The 19,369-nt window shown below is 65.7% G+C and carries 19 protein-coding genes and 2 tRNA genes; 9 read left to right on the forward strand and 12 right to left on the reverse strand.

The window, feature by feature from the left end; genetic code table 11:
• Window positions 1-34 precede the first annotated feature (34 nt).
• Complete coding sequence (locus tag MT347_RS12355) at window positions 35-274, forward strand: cell division protein CrgA (protein ID WP_243501489.1); 240 nt, start codon at window positions 35-37, stop codon at window positions 272-274.
• A 51-nt stretch (window positions 275-325) separates the two neighbouring features.
• On the opposite strand, the gene MT347_RS12360 is transcribed toward MT347_RS12355, so the two are convergent.
• Window positions 326-1,252: a rhomboid family intramembrane serine protease gene (locus MT347_RS12360; protein ID WP_243501490.1), complete on the reverse strand. Its 927-nt coding sequence runs from the start codon at window positions 1,250-1,252 to the stop codon at window positions 326-328.
• Between the two features lie 18 nt (window positions 1,253-1,270).
• A complete protein-coding gene (locus MT347_RS12365) occupies window positions 1,271-1,828 on the reverse strand; it encodes a peptidylprolyl isomerase (protein ID WP_243501491.1) in 558 nt (185 codons plus the stop codon).
• Between the two features lie 100 nt (window positions 1,829-1,928).
• Here MT347_RS12365 and MT347_RS12370 point away from each other — a divergent pair, with 100 nt between their 5' ends.
• Together MT347_RS12370 and MT347_RS12375 are read left to right on the forward strand one after the other, a co-directional pair.
• Window positions 1,929-2,501 carry a DNA helicase gene (locus MT347_RS12370; RefSeq protein ID WP_243501492.1) on the forward strand — a complete coding sequence of 191 codons (573 nt, stop codon included), beginning with the start codon at window positions 1,929-1,931 and terminating at the stop codon, window positions 2,499-2,501.
• The gene (locus tag MT347_RS12375; protein WP_243501493.1) at window positions 2,498-2,971 is read left to right on the forward strand and encodes an aminoacyl-tRNA deacylase; all 474 of its coding nucleotides are present in this window, start codon (window positions 2,498-2,500) and stop codon (window positions 2,969-2,971) included. Before MT347_RS12370 ends, MT347_RS12375 begins: the two co-directional genes overlap by 4 nt.
• Window positions 2,972-2,974: 3 nt before the next feature.
• Here the strand turns inward: MT347_RS12375 and MT347_RS12380 are convergent, their stop codons facing one another.
• The 10 genes from MT347_RS12380 to dnaA all read right to left on the reverse strand — a co-directional run bounded on the left by MT347_RS12380 (window position 2,975) and on the right by dnaA (window position 13,889).
• Window positions 2,975-3,406, reverse strand: coding sequence for an NUDIX hydrolase (locus tag MT347_RS12380; protein ID WP_243501494.1), 432 nt, complete (start codon window positions 3,404-3,406; stop codon window positions 2,975-2,977).
• Window positions 3,407-3,468: 62 nt separating this feature from the next.
• Window positions 3,469-3,541 (reverse strand) — tRNA-Ala (locus tag MT347_RS12385).
• A gap of 13 nt (window positions 3,542-3,554) precedes the next feature.
• A tRNA-Ile gene (locus MT347_RS12390) sits at window positions 3,555-3,628 on the reverse strand.
• A 68-nt stretch (window positions 3,629-3,696) separates the two neighbouring features.
• The gene (locus tag MT347_RS12395) at window positions 3,697-4,098 is read right to left on the reverse strand and encodes a DUF3566 domain-containing protein (RefSeq protein WP_243501495.1); all 402 of its coding nucleotides are present in this window, start codon (window positions 4,096-4,098) and stop codon (window positions 3,697-3,699) included.
• The gene (gene gyrA, locus MT347_RS12400; RefSeq protein WP_243501496.1) at window positions 4,095-6,719 is read right to left on the reverse strand and encodes a DNA gyrase subunit A; all 2,625 of its coding nucleotides are present in this window, start codon (window positions 6,717-6,719) and stop codon (window positions 4,095-4,097) included. Before gyrA ends, MT347_RS12395 begins: the two co-directional genes overlap by 4 nt.
• 34 nt (window positions 6,720-6,753) lie before the next feature.
• Window positions 6,754-8,790, reverse strand: a complete 2,037-nt coding sequence (gene gyrB, locus MT347_RS12405) for a DNA topoisomerase (ATP-hydrolyzing) subunit B (RefSeq protein ID WP_243501497.1) — start codon at window positions 8,788-8,790, stop codon at window positions 6,754-6,756.
• Between the two features lie 119 nt (window positions 8,791-8,909).
• A complete protein-coding gene (locus tag MT347_RS12410; protein ID WP_243501498.1) occupies window positions 8,910-9,398 on the reverse strand; it encodes a DUF721 domain-containing protein in 489 nt (162 codons plus the stop codon).
• Window positions 9,391-10,545: a DNA replication/repair protein RecF gene (recF, locus tag MT347_RS12415; RefSeq protein ID WP_243501499.1), complete on the reverse strand. Its 1,155-nt coding sequence runs from the start codon at window positions 10,543-10,545 to the stop codon at window positions 9,391-9,393. Before recF ends, MT347_RS12410 begins: the two co-directional genes overlap by 8 nt.
• A 45-nt stretch (window positions 10,546-10,590) precedes the next feature.
• Window positions 10,591-11,742, reverse strand: coding sequence for a DNA polymerase III subunit beta (gene dnaN / locus MT347_RS12420; RefSeq protein ID WP_243501500.1), 1,152 nt, complete (start codon window positions 11,740-11,742; stop codon window positions 10,591-10,593).
• A 452-nt stretch (window positions 11,743-12,194) separates the two neighbouring features.
• Entirely contained in the window at window positions 12,195-13,889 is a 1,695-nt protein-coding gene (gene dnaA / locus MT347_RS12425) for a chromosomal replication initiator protein DnaA (protein WP_374206533.1), read from the reverse strand.
• A gap of 27 nt (window positions 13,890-13,916) precedes the next feature.
• Between dnaA and rpmH the strand changes: the two genes are divergently transcribed.
• Genes rpmH through rsmG form a run of 6 tightly spaced genes read left to right on the forward strand, consistent with a single transcriptional unit; the run spans window position 13,917 to window position 16,986 of the window.
• Complete coding sequence (rpmH, locus tag MT347_RS12430) at window positions 13,917-14,054, forward strand: 50S ribosomal protein L34 (protein ID WP_013584598.1); 138 nt, start codon at window positions 13,917-13,919, stop codon at window positions 14,052-14,054.
• Window positions 14,055-14,062: 8 nt separating this feature from the next.
• Window positions 14,063-14,401 (forward strand): ribonuclease P protein component, encoded by a 339-nt coding sequence (gene rnpA / locus MT347_RS12435; RefSeq protein WP_243501502.1) that lies wholly within the window; start codon window positions 14,063-14,065, stop codon window positions 14,399-14,401.
• Window positions 14,398-14,754: a membrane protein insertion efficiency factor YidD gene (gene yidD / locus MT347_RS12440; RefSeq protein ID WP_243501503.1), complete on the forward strand. Its 357-nt coding sequence runs from the start codon at window positions 14,398-14,400 to the stop codon at window positions 14,752-14,754. Before rnpA ends, yidD begins: the two co-directional genes overlap by 4 nt.
• Window positions 14,754-15,830: a membrane protein insertase YidC gene (yidC, locus tag MT347_RS12445; protein ID WP_374206537.1), complete on the forward strand. Its 1,077-nt coding sequence runs from the start codon at window positions 14,754-14,756 to the stop codon at window positions 15,828-15,830. Before yidD ends, yidC begins: the two co-directional genes overlap by 1 nt.
• 15 nt (window positions 15,831-15,845) lie before the next feature.
• Window positions 15,846-16,349 (forward strand): protein jag, encoded by a 504-nt coding sequence (locus tag MT347_RS12450; protein ID WP_374206534.1) that lies wholly within the window; start codon window positions 15,846-15,848, stop codon window positions 16,347-16,349.
• A 7-nt stretch (window positions 16,350-16,356) separates the two neighbouring features.
• Window positions 16,357-16,986, forward strand: coding sequence for a 16S rRNA (guanine(527)-N(7))-methyltransferase RsmG (gene rsmG, locus MT347_RS12455; RefSeq protein WP_243501506.1), 630 nt, complete (start codon window positions 16,357-16,359; stop codon window positions 16,984-16,986).
• Window positions 16,987-19,369: the final 2,383 nt, after the last annotated feature.

Below are 19,369 nucleotides of genomic sequence, written 5' to 3' on the forward strand. Positions count from 1 at the left end.
GGTTCGACCGCACCTGAGCATTAGACTGTGGCCCATGGCTCGAACTGGCAAAGGCGACGACCCGATCGCTGAACGCAACGACGGTAACTCGGCTCCGAACCCGGTGTGGTTCCTGCCCATCATGATCGGTCTCATGCTGGTCGGTCTCGTGTGGGTGCTGGTCTTCTACCTCAGCAACTCCACTTTCCCGATTCCCGGCATCGGCGCCTGGAACCTCGTGATCGGCTTCGGAATCGCCTTCGTGGGCTTCCTCATGACCACGCGGTGGCGCTGACTTACACCCGTGTAATTCATCCCCATCTGTGGATGAACCTGTGGATAACTTCTACCCGAAGATGACGGCGGGGATCGCGAGAAGCGCGATGAGCACGACGCTCAGCCCCACGAGCAGACCGATCTGCGCGCCGCGGAGAGCCGGCGTGCGCGTGCGCGCGTAGATCAGTCCGACCAGTGCGCCGGTTACCAGACCCCCGAGGTGGGCCTGCCACGAGATGCCGACGGCGGTCAGCGAGCCGAGGAAGTCGCCCGAGCTGATCGCGTTGATCGCGGCCAGAACGAATGGCCACGCGAAGTTGACGGCGATCAGGATGCCGATGACGCGAATGTCGGCGCCGATGTGGCGCCCGATGACCAGCAGTGCCCCGAACAGCGCGAAGATCGCCCCCGATGCGCCGACCGTCCAGACTCCGGGGGCGAGCAACGCCACGGCCACGGAGCCGCCCAGTGCGCCCAACAGATAGAGCAGGAGGAAGCGGGCGCGTCCCAGCAGGGGCTCCAGGCTGCGCCCGATGAACCACAGGGCCAGCATGTTCAGGGCGACGTGGAAGAACCCGTCATGGACGAGCGCGACAGTCAACAGCCGCCACGGTTGGAACACGCCCGCCTGCGGAATGAGGTAGTAGCTGTTGAAGGCGAGGAGGTTGGAGATCAACCCCCGCGCACCGGGGATGAGGCCGATGATGTAGACCAGCCCCGTGATGGCGACGATGGTGAGCGTCACCCGCGGGCGCCCCGCGGCGACCACGGTCATCGAGCGTGAGGACCAGCGTCGCTCCGCCTTCTTCTGGGCGGGCGTCTGAGCAGACTGCTGCTGGGCCATGCATTCCGGGCAGATGACGCCGACGGCGGCGGGGGTGCGGCACTCCGAGCACACGGTGCGCATGCACCGCTGGCACAGCACGAAGCTCTGCCGGTCGGGATGCCGGTAGCAGAAGTTGTCGCTGTTGCGACGGAACTCCTCGGTGGTGGACACCCGCCGCCGCCCGTGGCCTCAGACCGAGACGACGTCGACCGAGGTGAGCACGACGGGCTCGATCGGGCGGTCACCGGCGGCCGTGGGAACCGACGCGATGGCGTCGACGACGGCCTTCGACGCGTCGTCGGCGACCTCGCCGAAGATCGTGTGCTTGCCCTGCAGCCACGGGGTGGGATCGGTGGTGATGAAGAACTGCGAGCCGTTGGTGCCCTCGGGCTGACCCGTGATGGCGTTGCGGCGAAGACCCGCGTTGGCCATGGCGAGCTTGTACGGAGCGGTGAAGTCGAGCTCGGGGCTGATCTCGTCGTTGAAGTTGTAGCCGGGGCCACCGATGCCCTGACCGAGCGGGTCGCCGCCCTGGATCATGAAGTTGGGGATGATGCGGTGGAAGACGACGTCTGTGTAGAGCGGACCCTCACCCTTGGCGCCGGTCGCCGGGTCGGTCCACTCCTGGGTGCCATCCGAGAGACCGGTGAAGTTGCGGACGGTTCGGGGAGCGTGGTCTCCGAACAGGTTGACGACGATGTCGCCGTGGTTGGTGTGCAGGGTCGCGACGGCGGTGTGGTTGGCCATGGGTACATTCTCTCAGAGTTATCTGCAAGGGTCGGCGGGGCGAGCGGCCCGTTCTGGCAAGATGACAGGACGTACATCCCAACGACAGGGAGGATGAGCCGTGGGCCTCAGCCGCAAGAGCAAGAAGGAACTGCGCAAGCTCCAGAAGCACGCCGCAAAGGTGTGGGAGTCGCAGCAGGTGCTGCTGGGCGAGAGCGGGAAGGTCGCTCGTGAAGCCGGCCACCAGCTCGGTCGCTTCAGCCGCGAAGATCTCGTCCCCGCCGTACAGGACGGGTACAGCAAGTACGCCGCACCGTACGTCGACAAGAGCGTGAAGTACAGCAACCGCTTCCTCAGCAACAAGGTGGTCCCGGCCGCTGGCGCTGTCGTGGGCGGGGCACTGTCCGTGTGGGACGCTGCGGGCGACACGCGCGATCGCCTCGCGAAGGGCAAGGGCTTCGAGCTCGACACCCACAAGTACGCCAAGCGTGCCGAGAAGTACGGCAAGCAGGCGTCGAAGCGACTCGCCAAGAAGCTTCCGTCGCAGCACGACGGGATCGGTGCCGGTGGAGTCATCGCCATCATCCTGGGTGTCGTCGCCGCTGCCGGCGTCGCGTACGCGGCGTGGCAGACGCTGCGTGCCGACGACGAGCTGTGGGTGGCCGACGACCCGCTGCGTGCGCCGGACGCGTGAGCGATCCCACCATCGGAGTCAGAGAGGCCGCGCGCGAGCGCGGCCTCTCTGTCGATGTGCGGGAACGTCCTGCAGCGTCGAGCCTGGACGAGGCGGCGGAGCTCCTCGGCATCCCGTCGGCCTCCATCGTGAAAACCCTCGTCGTGAAACGTTCGGACGATACCTACCTCTTCGCCCTCGTCCCGGGTGACCGTGCGATCTCGTGGCCGAAGCTGCGCGCAGTGGTAGGGGTCAACAAGTTGCGGCTGCCCGAGCCCGAACGGGCACGGGAGGCAACGGGCTACGAACGCGGCACCATCGTGCCGATCGGTAGCTCGACGGCCTGGCCGATCTACGCCGACGAACGCATCGTGGGCACTCGGATCGCCATGGGGGCCGGGGCACACGGCTACAGCCTGTTCGTCGACGCCGATGATCTGATCTCCGCCTACGACGCGGTCGTCGCCGACATCACCGCAGATCGGCCCTGAGGGTCATCCGGAGCGCAGGCCCGCCATCCGCAGGGCGATGTCGACCAGCTGCACTCGGCGGAGCTTCCGCGCCGCGGGCAGGGTGAACCATTCCGCTCGGTCGGTCGATCCGTCCGTCTCGTTGCGGAGACGGCCGCCGACGATCCGCGCACGATAGACGATGCGCAGGGTGTGCAGGGGTCCTGACGAGTCGGTGGCCAAGCGCGCCTCGGCGGGAATGACGCGGGAGTGGATGCCGAGCAGGTCGCCGACGGTGACGCGGAAACCGGTTTCCTCGCGCACTTCGCGGCGCACCGCCTGCACCGGATCCTCACCGTCCTCGAGCCCGCCGCCGGGCAACGTCCACGCGGCACGTCGCCCGTCGATCCAGTGGGCGAGCAGCACGCGATCATCGGCGTCGGTGATGACGGCGTACGCGGCGACCCGCATGTCCATGAGCAGACTCTAGCGAAGAGAAAGCGAAGAGCCGGCCCGCAGGGACCGGCTCTTCGATGTTGTGGAGCCTAGGAGATTCGAACTCCTGACATCCTGCTTGCAAAGCAGGCGCTCTACCAGCTGAGCTAAGGCCCCGCGAGGGAAGGGGTGGGGCTACCAGGACTTGAACCTGGGACCTCTTCATTATCAGTGAAGCGCTCTAACCGCCTGAGCTATAGCCCCGTCTCGCTGACGTGATGTCGTCAACCTCGAAGACTTTACCGGAATCCCGAGGTTTTCACGAATCGACGTCAGTTCGAGGTGAACCCGACGAGCAGGCCGCCCGTCACCTTCACCGCGAGGTTGTAGATCCCCGCCATGACCGCACCGAGCACGGTCACGACCACGAGGTTCAGAATCGCGATGATCGCCGCGAACGCCATGACCTGCGGCAGACCGATGTACTGCGACAGGTTGGCGCTGCCGTCGGTGAAGCTGACGAAGAACTCGTCGAGCCGAGGCAGCAGGGTCGCCTGCACCACCAGGTAGATGAGGAGGTACGACACCACGGTGACGATGGCCATGGCCACCGCGGCGAGGAACGAGAGCTTAACGGCCGACCAGAAGTCGATGTAGACGAGGCGCAGTCGCACCTGCTTGGCCGGGGTCTTGTGAGTCGACTTCTTCGCCAGCTTGTCAGCTACCGTGCTCATGCGTCAGTACTTTCCTCAGGGGTCTCGGGAGCGGAGGCACCGGCCTCGTCCGAAAGGGCGGGCTCCGCAGTCGTCTCCGTCGTCTCGGCCAGGTTCCGCTCCGCGTTCCGGGCAATCGCGATGATGCGGTCATCGCCTCCTGCACGGGCGAAAACGACACCCATCGTGTCGCGTCCCTTGGCGGGCACCTCGGCCACGGAGGAGCGTACCACCTTGCCACTGGCAAGAACCACAAGGACCTCGTCGCCCTCGGAGACCATCATCCCGCCGGCCAGCACGCCTCGATCGTCGGTCAGACGAGCCACCTTGATGCCCAGTCCGCCGCGGTTCTGCATGCGGTACTCGGTGACCGCGGTGCGCTTGGCGTAGCCGCCCTCGGTGACGACGAAGACGAATTCATCGTCCTTGGCGACGGATGCCGAGAGCAGACTGTCGTTCTCGCGGAACTCCATGCCCTTCACTCCCGAGGTCGAACGACCCATCGGACGCAGTGTGCTGTCGGTCGCGGAGAAACGCAGCGACATGCCGTGACGGCTGATCAGCAGGATGTCGTCGCCCTCGTCGACGAGCAGGGCGCTGACGAGCTCGTCGGCGGTCCCACCCTCGGAATCATCGCCCTCGTCGCCGCCCTGGCCGCGGAGCTTGATCGCGATGACGCCACCCTGACGGTTCGTGTCGTATTCGGTGAGTCGCGTCTTTTTCACGAGACCATTGCGCGTCGCGAGCACCAGGTAGGTGGCGACGTTGTAGTCGCGGATATCGAGGATCTGGGCGATCTCCTCATCGGGCTGCAGCGCGAGAAGGTTCGCGACGTGCTGCCCCTTGGCATCCCGACCGGCCTCGGGAACCTCGTACGCCTTCGAGCGGTATACGCGGCCCTTGTCGGTGAAGAACAGCAGCCAGTGATGCGTGGTGGTGACGAAGAAGTGCTCGACGACGTCGTCGGCGCGCAGCTGCGCCCCTTTCACGCCCTTGCCGCCGCGGTGCTGCGAGCGGTAGTTGTCGCTGCGCGTGCGTTTGATGTAGCCGTCGCGAGTGACCGTGACGACCATCTCTTCCTCGGCGATGAGGTCCTCGATCGAGACGTCGCCGTCGAACCCGTGCAGGATCTCGGTACGTCGGTCGTCGCCGAAACGGTCGACGATCGCGGTGAGCTCGTCGCGGATGATGGTGCGCTGGCGCCCGGGTGTGGCGAGGATGTCGTTGTAGTCGGCGATGCGGGCTTCGAGGTCGGTCGCCTCGTCGACGATCTTCTGCCGCTCGAGAGCCGCCAGACGGCGCAGCTGCATGTCGAGGATGGCCTGCGCCTGTATGTCGTCGATGTCGAGGAGCTTCTGCAGGCCCTCGTTGGCATCCTGCGCCGTCGGCGAACGACGGATGAGGGCGATGACGTCGTCGAGCGCGTCGAGCGCCTTCAGGTACCCGCGCAGGATGTGCATGCGCTCTTCGGCCTTGCGCAGGCGGTAGCGCGTGCGCCGCACGATGACCTCGACCTGGTGGTCGATCCACAGACTGATGAATCCGTCGAGCGACAGAGTGCGCGGCACTCCATCGACGATCGCAAGCATGTTGGCGCCGAAGTTCTCCTGCAGCTGCGTGTGCTTGTACAGGTTGTTCAGCACGACCTTGGCCACGGCGTCGCGCTTGAGCACGACGACGAGGCGCTGGCCGGTGCGGCCGGAGCTCTCGTCGCGAATGTCGGCGACGCCCGTGATCTTGCCCTCGCGGGCCAGGTCGCCGATCTTGACCGCGACGTTGTCGGGGTTGACCTGATAGGGCAGTTCGGTGATCACCAGGCACGTTCGGCCCTGGATCTCTTCGATGTTGACCACGGCGCGCATCGTGATCGATCCGCGGCCCGTGCGGTACGCATCCTTGATGCCGCGTGTTCCGAGGATCTGCGCACGGGTGGGGAAGTCGGGGCCCGGGATGCGCTCCATGAGCGCCTCGAGCAGCTCCTCGCGCGTGGCATCCGGGTTTCCCAATGCCCACAACGCGCCGGCGGAGACCTCGCGGAGGTTGTGCGGCGGGATGTTCGTGGCCATGCCGACGGCGATGCCGACCGAGCCGTTGACCAGGAGGTTCGGGAAGCGCGACGGTAGGACCGTCGGTTCCTGCGTCTGGCCGTCGTAATTGTCCTCGAAGTCGACGGTCTCCTCTTCGATGTCGCGCACCATCTCGAGCGCGAGAGGGGCCATCTTGGTCTCGGTGTACCGGGGGGCTGCGGCGCCCTGGTTGCCGGGCGAGCCGAAGTTGCCCTGACCGAGAGCAAGGGGGTAGCGCAGCGACCACGGCTGCACGAGTCGCACGAGGGCGTCGTAGATGGGAGCGTCACCGTGCGGGTGGTAGTGCCCCATGACCTCACCGACGACACGAGCGCACTTCGAGAACGACTTGTCGGGGCGGAAACCTCCGTCGTACATGCCGTAGATGACACGGCGGTGCACGGGCTTCAGGCCATCGCGGACGTCGGGCAGCGCGCGTCCGACGATGACGCTCATCGCGTAGTCGAGGTAGCTCCGCTGCATCTCGAGCTGCAGGTCGACCTGGTCGATCCGACCGTGGTTGTGTGCGGGCGCGTCGCGAACGTCGTCGGGCTCGGGAGTGGTGTCGTCAGCCATGGGTTCTCAGTTTCGTGTGCGTCGTCGTGCGAGATCAGATGTCGAGGAAGCGGACGTCTTTTGCGTTGCGCTGGATGAAGCTGCGTCGCGACTCGACGTCCTCCCCCATGAGCACCGAGAAGATCTCGTCGGCCGCGGCGGCATCGTCGATCGTGACCTGCTTCAGCGTGCGCGTCTGCGGATCCATGGTCGTCTCCCACAGCTCGTGGTCGTTCATCTCGCCCAGACCCTTGTAGCGCTGGATGCCGTTGTCCTTCGGGATGCGTCGACCGGACGCCTGCCCGTCGACGATCAGTGCATCGCGCTCCCGGTCGCTGTAGGCGTACTCGTGCGCGTGGTTCGACCACTTGAGGCGGTACAGCGGCGGCTGGGCGAGGTAGACGTAGCCCGCTTCGATCAGTCCGCGCATGTAGCGGAAAAGGAGCGTGAGCAGCAGCGTGGTGATGTGCTGGCCGTCCACATCGGCATCGGCCATGAGCACGATCTTGTGGTACCGAGCCTTGGTCATGTCGAAGTCTTCGCCGATCCCGGTGCCGAAGGCCTGGATCATCGCCTGGACTTCTTTGTTGCCGAGTGCGCGGTCGAGGCGAGCCCGCTCCACGTTCAGGATCTTGCCGCGCAACGCCAGGATCGCCTGGGTGTGCGGGTCGCGCCCCTGCACGGCCGAGCCGCCGGCCGAGTCGCCCTCGACGAGGAAGATCTCGCTGATGGAGGGATCCTTCGAGGTGCAGTCCTTGAGCTTGTCGGGCATCGCCGCGGACTCGAAGACGCTCTTCCGTCGGGCGGTCTCGCGCGCCTTGCGCGCGGCCAGACGGGCGGTGGCGGCGTCGACCGCCTTGCGGATGATGTTCTTCGCCTGGCCCGGGTTGCGATCGAACCAGTCGCCGAGCTTGTCGCCCACCACCTTCTGCACGAAGGCACGTGCCTCGGTGTTGCCGAGCTTGGTCTTGGTCTGTCCCTCGAACTGGGGCTCGGACAGCTTCACGGAGATGACGGCGGTCAGACCCTCGCGGATGTCGTCGCCGGTGAGGTTGTCGTCCTTCTCTTTCAGCAGGTTGTTCGCTCGCGCGTAGCGGTTGACGAGAGTCGTCAGCGCGGCACGGAAGCCCTCTTCGTGAGTGCCGCCCTCATGCGTGTTGATCGTGTTGGCGTAGGTGAAGACGTTCTCGGTGTAGGCGGTCGTCCACTGCATCGCGAGTTCGAGCGCGATGTGACGCGTGGTGTCCTCCGACTCGACCTCGATGATCTCGTCGTTGACCACGTCGGCCTTGCGTACGCGGTTGAGGTGCTCGACGTAGTCGACGAGACCCCGCTCGTAGAGGAACGAGTCGTGGCGGGCCCCCGTGACCTCCTCGCCGGGTTCACCCTCGGTGATCACGGACTGCGGCCGTTCGTCGCGGAGGCTGAGACGCAGCCCCTTGTTGAGGAACGCCATCTGCTGGAAGCGTGTGCGAAGGGTGTCGTAGTCGAAGTCGACGGTGTCGAAGATCGTGGCATCGGGCCAGAACGTGATCGTCGTGCCGGTCTTCTCGCTCTCTTCACCCATCTCGAGAGGGGCGAGAGGAGTACCGCCATCGCGGAACGACTGCCGCCACACGTGCCCCTGCCGCTGCACCTCGACCTCGAGACGTGTCGACAGGGCGTTCACCACCGACGAGCCGACGCCGTGCAGGCCGCCCGAAACGGCATAGCCGCCGCCGCCGAACTTGCCACCCGCGTGCAGGACGGTGAGCACGACCTCGACGGTCGACTTGCCCTCGGTGCGGTGCATGTCGACCGGGATGCCGCGGCCGTTGTCGATCACGCGGACGGCGCCGTCCGTGAGGATCGTGACATCGATCGTGTCGCAGTAGCCCGCGAGCGCTTCGTCGACGGAGTTGTCGACGATCTCCTGAACGAGGTGGTGCAACCCGCGTTCGCCCGTCGAGCCGATGTACATGCCGGGGCGCTTACGGACGGCCTCGAGACCCTCGAGCACCTGGATGGCGTCTGCCCCGTACTCGTTGGGAACCTTCGCGGGAGTCTTCGCTTCGGGTTCCTCGGAAACGCTGTCGGGGGTTTCGGACGTCATGGGTTCGCGCGCTCCAGATCGGTTCGTCGGAACCTCCATCTTATCGCGCCGGGACCCTCGAAACGGTGTGTGAGGCCCAACGCGGGCAGAAATCGAACCGAGTCGGGACGGATCATGGCCTAGCCGTAGGTATCGCGCGGACCGCGCCCTGGAACGGCTCTGGGCCCCCATTTCCAAGAGGGGACGTCCGGCCCGACGAACCGGATCGCCTCGACACCCGCCTCGGGGAAGCGTCGAAGGATCTCGGAAAGGATGTGCGCGCGCATCAGTTGCAGCTGTTTCGCCCATGCCGTGGAGTCGGCCTGAACGGTGAGGATGCCGGCATCCAGTGCGACCGGTCGGGTGTGTGCGGCCGTATCGACGCCCGCCACCTCGTCCCACGTGCGCACGAGGTCTTCGCGCGACAGCTGGGGCTCCCACCCGGCCGATTGCGTGAGCGCCGAGAGCACGTCGCCGAGTCCACGCGGGTCGCGACCGGGGGTGAAGGGCGCGTTCTCGCCGTCGTCCGCACGCCGCCGGCGCTTCTTCTTGCGGTAGGGGCTGGGCTCGAGGCCGCGCAGACGCAGGTAGGTCGACATCGTCTCGGGCAGTTCGGACTCGTCACTCATCGCCCGGCTCCACGATGCGGCCGGCGTCGACCCGCACCACGTGCGCCCGCAGGGCATCCGGGACGTCTTCTTCGACAGCCGAGGTGACGATCACCTGTTCGTATCCGCCCGCGAGCTCTGCCAGACGCGTTCTTCGGCCGGCGTCGAGCTCGGCGAACACGTCGTCGAGGATCAGCACCGGGTCACCCAGTCGCGACTCCGCTCGCAGAATCTCGGCGGAGGCCAATCTGAGCGACAGGGCCACCGACCACGATTCCCCGTGCGAGGCGTATCCCCGGACGGGAAGCCCGCGCACCTCGAGCACGAGATCGTCGCGATGCGGTCCGACCAGGGTGAGCCCGCGCTCCAGCTCCGCCGAGCGCCGCGCAGCCAGAGCGGCGCGGAACTGGTCGGCCAGGGGCCCTGGAGAGCCACCGCCTGCCGCGGAGTCACCCTCTTCGGGGTCTCCGCCGCCCACCGACAACGCCCAGGACAAATGCGGTTCGTGATCGGCGCCCGCGATGGCGGCGTAGGCCTGGGCGACCGGTTCGGAGAGAGCGGATGCCAATGCCAGCCGCGCCTCGATCACCTCGGTGCCGAGGGTGATGAGCTTGTCGTCCCACACGTCGAGCGTGCTGAGTGAGTCGCCGCGCAGACCACGAGCCCGTGCGGACTTCAGCAGAGCACTGCGCTGACGCAGAACGCGGTCGTAATCGCCGAGCACTGCCGCCATGCGCGGTGTGCGTTGCACGATCAACTGGTCGGCGAAGCGGCGTCGAGCCGAGGGATCGCCGCGAACGATCTGGAGGTCTTCGGGAGCGAACAGCACCACCTGCGCGTAGCGCGGGAGCTCGGTGGTGCGGACGTTGACGCCGTTGACGCGGGCCTTGTTCGCCCCCTGACGGTTGAGCTGCAACTCGAGGAGAACGCTGCGCTCACCGTGGACGAGCCGCGCGCGCACGATCGCGGCATCCGTGCCGTCTCGAACCAGGGGCGCGTCGCTGGACACGCGGTGCGAGCCGAGTGTGGCGAGATATGCGACGGCTTCGACCAGGTTGGTCTTGCCCTGACCGTTGCGGCCGATGAACACGTTGGCCCCGGCGGAGAGCGCGACATCGGCGCCCGCGTAATTGCGGAAGTCCTTCAGTCCGAGCTGCTCCACGATCACCGAGTCAGACTACCCGCCAGCTCGGACACGGCAGCGGGGCCCGACTCAGCGCAGCAGCAGGTTGGGCTGCAGCAGGTACTTGAACGAACCCTCGCCGCCCTTGTCGACGGACGTCTGCGGGGTGACCAGCACCGGGCTCAGCTTGTTGGCGTTGTCGCTCGATGTGAAAGTGATCCGCGCGAACTCGCTGCGGACGGCGCCGAGAGACTCGAGCAGGTACTGCGGGTTGAGTCCCAGGGTGACCTCGTCGCCCACGAGCGTCGCATCGACGGACTCCGTCGCGCGCGCCTGCTCGGTGCCGGAGGCATCCATCGAGACGCCGTCGGGGCCGAAGGTGAAGCGCAGCGGTGCCGAGCGGTCGAGTACGAGCGCGACACGGCGAACGGCTTCGGCGAGCTCGGCGGTGTTGACGACGCTGTGGTGCTCGGTCTGCGCGGGGAACAGGCGGCGCACGGGCGGGAAGTTGCCCTTGATCAGCAGCGAGGTGACCGTCTTGTTGCCCGACGAGAACGCGATGATCTCGCGGTCCCCCGAGCCGGAGAACGCGATCGAGATGTCGCCGCCGTGCGCGAAAGTCTTGCCGACTTCCTGCAGGGTGCGAGCCGGGACCAGAGCGGTGGTCGTCTCATCGGATGCGGCGGCGCCGCCGTCCCAGGGAATCTCACGTAGCGCGACGCGGTAACGGTCCGTCGCGACGAGGCTGAGCTGTGTGCCGGTGACCTCGAGCTGCACGCCGGTGAGCACCGGGGTGACGTCATCGCGCGACGCGGCGAAGGCCACCTGCGCGATGGCCGTGGCGAAGTCGTCGGCGGGGACGAGGCCGGACTCACCCGTCACCTCCGGGATCGCGGGGTATTCCTGTACCGGCATGGACGCGAGAGTGAACCGCGCCGACCCGCAGGACAACAGGATTCCTCCGTCGTCGTCGACGGTGATCTGGATGGGCGCATTCGGCAGACGGCTGGCGATGTCGCTCAGGAGCCGACCGTGGACGAGGATCGTGCCCGGCTCGTCGACTGTTGCTTCGATCGTCGTCCGTGCGGACGCCTCGTAGTCGAAGGCGGCGAGTGTCAGTCCCTGCGCGCCGGCTTCGATCAGCACGCCGGCGAGGATCGGCTGCGGGTTGCGCTGGGGCAGGAGCTTGACCACGAACGAGACGGCATCGCTGAACACATCGCGATTGACGTGGAACTTCACGGGTGCTCCCTTGATGGCGGGTATGGCTTACCCATGCTAGTGCCCCCTTCGCGGCCGCCACGTCGGACGCTTCCTGCACGGCAAGGTCATCGAATGTGCCTTAACAAAGAGATGGAGTCTTCATCTTGTTAACCGCTGTGGAGACTGTGGATAACTCTCGGGATCCGTGTTAACAGCAGGGAAGCGAGCGTCTCCGCCCTGTGGAGGGGCTGCGGAAAGTGTGTGGTGTTAACAGAGCGAGTCCGTCAGCGGTCGGTCGGCTCCTCCACAGGGTCAGGCCGGTCGTACACATGTCGTCCGCAGGAAAGAGGAGTTATCCACAGGTTTTCCACACTGTGAAGAACCTTCTGGGAACACCCCTCCTACAACGGCTATAAGCCCGATGAGACGGCGAAAACGAAGACGGGGCCCGATTCACGTCAGTGAATCGAACCCCGTCGGGAGATGGCGTCTCAGCGCATGCGTCCGAGCTGGCTCGTGATCTCCGAGACCTGGTTGAAGATCGATCGACGCTCTTTCATCAGGTCGCTGATCTTCTTGTAGGCGTACATCACGGTGGTGTGATCGCGGTTGCCGAACAGCTGCCCGATCTTGGGCAGAGAGAGGCTGGTCCGCTCGCGACAGAGATACATGGCGATCTGTCGAGCCGTCGCCACCGCTTGAGAGCGGCTGGACCCGTAGAGGTCGTCGACCGACAGCTTGAAGTACTGCGCCGTCGCGGTGATGATGTCGGTCGGCGAGATGACGTTGGCGTCGTCCTGGTCGATGATGTCGCGCAGGACCGTCTGCGCGAGCGACATGTCGAGGGTCGAACGGTTCAGGCTGGCGAACGCCGACACCCGGATGAGCGCACCCTCGAGTTCGCGGATGTTCGACGACACCACGGTCGCGATGTACTCGAGGACGTCGTCGGGGATGAGCAGTCGCTCGCTCTGCGCCTTCTTCCGCAGGATCGCGATGCGTGTTTCGAGGTCGGGCGCCTGAACGTCGGTGATCAGACCCCACTCGAAGCGGCTGCGCATGCGGTCTTCGAACCCGGTCAACTGCTTGGGCGGGAGATCGCTCGTGATGACGACCTGTTTGTCGTGATCGTGCAACGTGTTGAATGTGTGGAAGAAGGCTTCCTGGGTCTCGGCGCGTCCCTGCAGGAACTGGATGTCGTCGATCAGAAGGATGTCGACCTCGCGGTACCGCGCTTGGAACGCCGAGCCGCGGTTGTTGGCGATGGAGTTGATGAAGTCGTTCGTGAACTCCTCGCTCGAGACGTACCGCACGCGGATGCCGGCATACATGCTCGCGGCGTAGTCGCCGATGGCGTGGAGCAGATGTGTCTTTCCGAGGCCCGAGTCCCCGTAGATGAACAGCGGGTTGTACGCCTTTGCCGGGGCCTCGGCGACGGCGACGGCGGCTGCGTGCGCGAAGCGGTTGGACTGGCCGATGACGAAGTTGTCGAAGGTGTACTTCGGGTTCAGGCGCGTGTCGTTGCGCGACGCGGGCACGATCGGCTCAGGTGCCTGGTCGATGACGTTCGAGTGCACGGCGATCGTCGGCGAGGACGGGCTGCGGTCCCCGGCGGGAGCGCTCGGTGCGCGGTGGGACTCGACGATGTCGGGATTGACCACGACGCGGAACGTCCCGACATCGGGATCGCTGCCCTGCACCTGCGCGAGGGCCTCGAGGATCGAGGCGCGCATGCGCTTGTTGAACTGTGCAGCGGTGAGATCGTTGGGAACGTCGAGGTAGAGCGTGCCGCCCATGACGCCCTGCGGAACGGCCAGGTTCAAGAAGCCGTGCAGTTGCGGGGTCACGCGGTCGTCGGTGAGAAGCTGGTCCAGCACGGCCGACCAGACGGGGACATCCGGTACTTCGTGCAAAGACATATCCCCTCCGGGATCTAGACGCGACGGGTGATCGACGAGTCGCGTCGAACCTGTGGATAACTTCCGGGGCCACGCTAGTTCGCGGCTCTCACGGAGCAAAATCCACTGTAAGACCCGGCCGCGTGTCTTTGCCATGCTTGTGGACAACGCCTGGGGATAATGGGCGGTCGCCTTCCCGGTTTGAGTTAACGCCGCTCGCGACGTAGCCTTAGTCGGTTGACTTATGCCTATACGGCAGTCCCGACCCCGTCCCCGGCAGAAGAGCATCGGGCGACACCACCTCCGGAGTGACCCATGAGCAAGCGCACCTTCCAGCCCAACAACCGCCGCCGCGCCAAGAAGCACGGCTTCCGTGCCCGCATGCGCACCCGTGCCGGCCGCGGCATCCTCGCGGCGCGTCGCGCCAAGGGCCGCACCGAGCTCTCGGCCTGACAGACCCGGTGCTCGCGAAGCCGAACCGACTCACCCGCGGATCGGACTATAAAGCCACAGTCCGACGGGGTTCTCGTTGTGCCGGAGCGCACACCGTGACCTACGTCGGGACGTCGCTCGAGACCGGCGTACCGCGTTTCGGCTTCATCGTGAGTCGCCAGGTCGGCTCCGCCGTCACCCGCAATACCATCCGCCGCCGTCTGAAGGCGGTGTGCGCCGAGGCGCTCCCGTCTGTTCGCGGGGGCGCCTCGATCGTCATCCGCGCTCTTCCCTCCGCGGCGACGACCGATTACGCGACTCTCCGCGCCGATGTGGTGCGCTGTCTCGAGCGGAAAGCGTCGGCATGAGTGCCTCGACACTGCCGATGTCGGCCACCGGGTCCGGCCGGCTCACGGCCGGCGCCGTCATGGCATCCGTACCACTCCTCCCCCGCAACGCCGGTCTCGCTGTGCTCCACGCGTACCGGTCGACGATCTCGCACGTCTACGGCGACGTGTGCAAGTACTACCCCTCCTGCTCCGCCTATTCGGTGGGCGCCGTGCAGCAGCATGGACTCGTGAAAGGCGTCGCGTACACCGCCGCCCGTCTCGCACGGTGTCATCCCTGGGCTCAGGGTGGCATCGACGACGTCCGTCCTCACCGGGCCTTCCGTCACGAACTCACTCGGCACGGATTCGTCGTGCCCGCCCGAAAGGACTGATCGTGCAATTCGATCTCATTGGGACCATCCTGTGGCCGCTGAAATGGGCGGTGGAGCTCGTGCTGGTGGGGTGGCACTCTCTCTTCACCGCGGTGGGGATGCCACCCGCAGCCGGTCTCACGTGGGTGCTGTCGATCGTCGGCCTGGTGCTCATCGTCCGTGCCGCCCTGATCCCGCTCTTCGTCAAGCAGATCAAGAGCCAGCGCAAGATGATGGAGATCGCTCCGGAGCTGCGCAAGGTCCAAGAGAAGTACCGCGGCAAGAAGGACCAGCTCTCTCGAGAGGCCATGAGCCGCGAGACCATGGCGCTGTACAAGAAGCACGGCACCACGCCGGTGTCGAGCTGCCTCCCGCTGCTGGTCCAGATGCCGATCTTCTTCGCGCTCTTCAGCGTGCTGAACGACGTGTCGAAGCACGCGAACAGCAACCAGGGTGGTGTGGGGCTCCTCACCCCGGAACTCACGCGAGAGTTCTACGATGCCCGTCTGTTCGACGTGGCGTCCATGCACGTCAACCTGGTGACCGCGTGGGGTCAGCCCGACGGTCAGGTGACGGTCGTCATCCTTCTGGCGCTCGTCGTGCTCATGATCGCGTCGCAGTTCTTCACGCAGCTGCAGATCATCTCGAAGAACCTGTCGCCCGAGGCCAAGACCGGTCAGGCGTACCAGATGCAGAAGATCATGCTGTACATCCTGCCGCTGGCTTTCATCTTCTCGGGTGTCTTCTTCCCGCTGGGTGTCGTGATCTACTGGTTCGTCAGCAACCTGTGGACGATGGTTCAGCAGTTCATCGTGATCCGTGAGATGCCGACTCCCGGCTCCGACGCGGCGCTCGCTCGCGAAGAACGCCTCGCCCGCAAGGGCAAGGCCATCGACGCCTCGGGCAAGGTCGTGCCGATGGAGAAGTACCAGGCGGAACAGCAGCGTCTTCTCGAGGAGGCCGAGCGCGCACGCGCGGCCGCACCGAAGCGTCAGCAGCCCGTGGGGAAGCAGCGCGCGAAGAAGCAGCAGTCCCCCAAGAACACCGGAGCCGCGGGCAAATCCCCCGGTGGCGCCGGGTCCGCACCCACCTCCTGACATCCGGAGATCATGATGACGACGTCCGATCAGATTGCCCCCGAGCAGACCGTTGCCACCGAAGAGCAGCTCGAGCAAGAGGGTGATATCGCCGCCGACTACCTTGAGGGCTTGCTCGACATCGCGGACATCGACGGCGATCTTGCCATGGACGTACGCGCGGGTCGCGCGTACGTGTCGGTCGAGGCCGATGACGCCGACTCGCTGTCCAGCCTCTCGCACCCCGACACCGTGCAGGCGCTGCAGGAGCTGACGCGTCTGGCGGTGCAGAGCTCAACCGGTCGATTCTCGCGGCTCATCCTCGATATCGGCGGGTCGCGCGATGCTCGCCAGCGACAGCTGGAGACCCTCGTCGATCGCGCGATCACTCGTCTCGAGGAGGGTGCCTCCCAGGCATCGCTGCCGGCGATGTCGAGCTACGAGCGCAAGCTCGTGCACGACATCGCGGCGGATCGCGGGTATGCCTCGGAGTCGTTCGGCGAGGGTGCCGATCGCCACACCGTCTTGCGTCGGGGCTGAGGCCCGCATGCCCGAACAGCTCGAAGCGGAGCCCGCCGCCGCCGCGCAGCTTTTCGGCGGACGGATAAGCGTGGCGCGGCAGTTCACGTCGAACCTCGCCGCGCATGGTGAGGAACGCGGGCTGATCGGGCCGCTGGAGGTACCGCGGCTTTGGACGCGTCACATCCTCAACAGCGCGATCGCCGCGCCGTTCTTCGGCGGTGCGGCCGTCGACGTGGGATCGGGCGCGGGACTGCCGGGACTCGTCCTGGCCATCGCTCGGCCGGACGTCGAGTGGACGCTCATCGAGCCGATGGAGCGCCGGACGACGTGGCTGTCGGAGCAAGTGGCGGAGTTGGGCCTCGCCAACGTGACGGTCGAGCGCATGCGCGGTGAGGAATGGTCGCGGGGTCGGGTGTTCGACGTAGCCACGGCGCGCGCTGTGAGCGCCCTGCGCACGTTGCTCCCGTACACCGCTCCCCTGGTGCGACCGGGAGGAACGCTCGTCTTCCTGAAGGGAGCGAACGTCGCTGCCGAGATCGATGCGGCAGCAAAGCAGATCCGGTCGTACGGGCTGACGGACGTGACCGTACAGATCGTCGGCGAGGGCGTCTTGGATGAGCCCACCCGGATCTTCCGAGCGACGGTCTCGCGTTAGTAGACACGTATACATGTGAACGCGCGTGGCGGATTTTTGTTCGCGTCACCGGGTTAGTCCTCCCGCCGCGTCGAGTCGTACGCTCAACCCGGGCTCCCGGGGATGGGGTCGGATGGCCTTGCGAGTGAGATCGACGAGCGGTTCGTCGGCTGTGCGTCATGAGTGACCCGCGCTCGTGCGCGTGGATGTCCGCGGTGAGGACCTCGCCGTGTGGTGCGTAGTCGTGTGCGGGGAGCGCGGTACGGTGTGGCGGTGATCTGGAAATGGTCCCCGAGGCTTCTCGTCGAGTACCGTCCAGGGCGCTCTGCATGGCATGCCGTTGAGGGATCCCGATCGGCGACTTGTCGGGTCCTGAGGCTCGATTGCGTAGCTTGTGAGCTGGCAATGAGTGTCGCGCGAGTTTCCCTTCGACCGAGGGCACCTGATCGCTGACAGGCGCAATCCGTTCATGACTGTAGCGATCCTGGTGAGGCGGGTCACGTCTCCCTGTGTTTCACGTGAAACAAACGACGGTCAGTCAGTGAGTTGCCTGGTGTCGATAGCTCGGGGAACGGTGGACCCAAGGCATCGATGAGACGTGGCGCCTACCCGGCCCGAATGTGACGGGTGTTTCAGCGTCAATGACAAAGTCCCCACGACCTCGCCGCCTCGCCGCGCTGAGAGTGTTATCTGCGGCAATGGTGTCGAGGGGATGGCCGCCAGGGTATCCGGTTTCTCGTGGTGTTCCCCCGAGATCCACCCGTGCCGTCGGTCTACCGGTGCGCACACTTGCGCGCGCAGCGTGACCGCGGTTGTGTCCTGTGGCGGTATGCGCCAGCGGATCGGAGCTCGTGCGCAGTGTCCGTCCTCATCAACGGCGTCATGTTCTGAATGGATGATGGGTGGGGGCCGTTCCGACACTTCCCGCGCTTGGTCGGGAGGTCCTGACGCGTTCGCGCGCCTTCTCTTCGTTGGAGCCTCCCGGCGTGGATTCCTTGTTAGAACCGACGCGGATCAATCGTGGCCTGACTCGAGCCAGTCGCGTGACTATCGCGGCATGAGGACGCGCCTCCCCATGCGTCCTCGGTGGATTCTCGGCGATCGCTCGCGCGACAACTCGCGTGGGAGAGGTTCAGCACAGAACGCAAAGTGAGAGGTTCGGCAAGGGTGAGCGCGATGGTGGCGCATGCACGCGACGACGTTCGCCGCGGGTGCCGGACCCACACGGAATGCTGTAGCTGCTCGGACCGTGTTGTCAGTCCGTCCGACGTATGCAGCGTGGTAGCCCGCGATCGATGACGGTGTGGTCACGACGCGACCGTCACGGTCAGAGCTCACCTGCCGCCGGACCCCCCGTCGGCGCTGCAGCGCTGTGACTCGAGGGTCCGGAGACGACGGGGATGATCCCGCCCAAGCGCAGCTGCTGACGGAGCGCGCGGGGCGAAGAGCGCGTACCAGGCCGTCGCTCGCCGCACGTGGGACGCGTCGACACCACGTCAATCGCCGATGATCTTCCCCGTTACGGGGTCAAGTAGATCGACGAAGTACTCGGCATGGTTCACATCGTGGAGTTGCCATCGTGTGTCTCCCACGACCGTGTGGGGTGGGCTGGGTGCTTGATCCAAGCGCGGGAGGTATGGGGGGCGGTGAAGCTCACAATGAGGGCTTCAGTGACCGACCCTTGCCCTCGTGTACCGGTCAGTGATCGTGCAGCGCTCGTAAGCAGCTCCCCCCCTGCTCGGTCGAGATGCAGGGTCGAGGGCGACGCACGAGTACCAGTTGCGGTCTCGCGCATGTCCATGGACCCGGGTGACGACGGGGCGTCTGCACGAGTGGTGGCATGCCGAATCCTCGATGAACGTGTAACGCAGGGCCAAGTCACCGATCAGTTCACGCTCCACAGTGGGTCCTACTCACCGGCAGGGGTCAGATGGGGAGGCAGATTCGGACCATCGCGCGTTTCACGTGAAACATTGACGCAACGACGTAGACGAGGTCGGCCGGCAAAAGCAGCGGAAGTGGGGGTGCGCCGTCCAGCTGACGGCTTTGCCTGTGGATGTGGAGCCTCAGCTGACCTGGCGTTGATCGACGCACTCTCCAGATGACGGACGTGACCATTCTGCGCACTGTTCCACGTGAAACATCGGGAGCATCGGAGAGTGTGCACTAAGCCCGCTCCCCCGACCTTGTGGGCGCCTCCATCGGAGTACAGCGTCGGTCGATATCGAGCGCATCAGTGGTCGCGCGAACGGAATGGCACCATGTGGTGCGTAGGTGCGAGTGTAGGACGCCGAAGCCTTGCGAGGTCATGACCACGCAGTCGACGAACAAGACAGGCGACCCAGCGGGTGGCGGACGGCGAAATGGGTCATCCTTGGAACAATCGGCGGCGTCATCCGAAGAT

It is taken from the genome of Microbacterium sp. VKM Ac-2923 (genome assembly GCF_022815605.1).
Lineage (GTDB): Bacteria > Actinomycetota > Actinomycetes > Actinomycetales > Microbacteriaceae > Microbacterium.